The sequence below is a fragment of the Cnuella takakiae genome, from assembly GCF_001953305.1.
Lineage (GTDB): Bacteria > Bacteroidota > Bacteroidia > Chitinophagales > Chitinophagaceae > Flavisolibacter > Flavisolibacter takakiae.
In genome coordinates this window covers 1-545 of sequence record NZ_MTFE01000009.1, presented here as the reverse complement: position 1 = coordinate 545, position 545 = coordinate 1, and the positions used below count along the sequence as shown (strand labels likewise).

1 protein-coding gene is annotated in these 545 nt (G+C 38.9%); it reads right to left on the bottom strand.

Features of this window, described 5'->3' with window-relative positions:
• Positions 1 to 159: 159 nt before the first annotated feature.
• Positions 160 to 522: a hypothetical protein gene (locus BUE76_RS00565; protein ID WP_076026713.1), complete on the bottom strand. Its 363-nt coding sequence runs from the start codon at positions 520 to 522 to the stop codon at positions 160 to 162.
• Positions 523 to 545 lie beyond the last annotated feature (23 nt).

The following is a 545-nucleotide window of genomic DNA, read 5'->3' as shown; positions in this document are numbered from 1 at the left end:
TAACGGTCCAAAGCTTGCTGCAGTAGCGGCATTCTGTGATCCTGCAGCTTAAATTTAGTACTTAGTTCAATAGAGTTTCAGTTGCCGAGCCTATGTTTCCCAAGCCGCTATTGCGGCAAAATAATGTTAGCAGCCCTCATTTATGCCCTTTCGTCTGTTTTACTTATTATAATAATCTTTGGGTGCATTATTTTCTGGATTTTCAATTACGTATTCAACTTCTATTGAATCACCTGGCTGTATTTTTTCATCGTAGCTGGTTCCGCTATATTTTTTCCCCGCCACATCAAACTGGTACTTATATGCGAAGCTTTGTGAAACTGGGCTGTTGCCACTATAGGCTCTTTCCTGAATCACTACTGCTTTAATATATTTCTTCGGACTATTCTTGATTGAGTATCGTCGCTTATATGCGTTGAAGAATATAACGCATACCAATCCTGTAACAAGGAGTAAATAAAATCCAGGTATGTACCTCTTTAATGGCTTGACTGCCTCCTTGTTTCTTTTTTGTTTCGGCATGGTTGAATTAAATGACTGCTAAC

Excerpts from the sequence above, each read along its gene's own strand:
- BUE76_RS00565 (WP_076026713.1), bottom strand. The coding sequence starts at position 522 with ATGCCGAAACAAAAAAGAAACAAGGAGGCAGTCAAGCCATTAAAGAGG.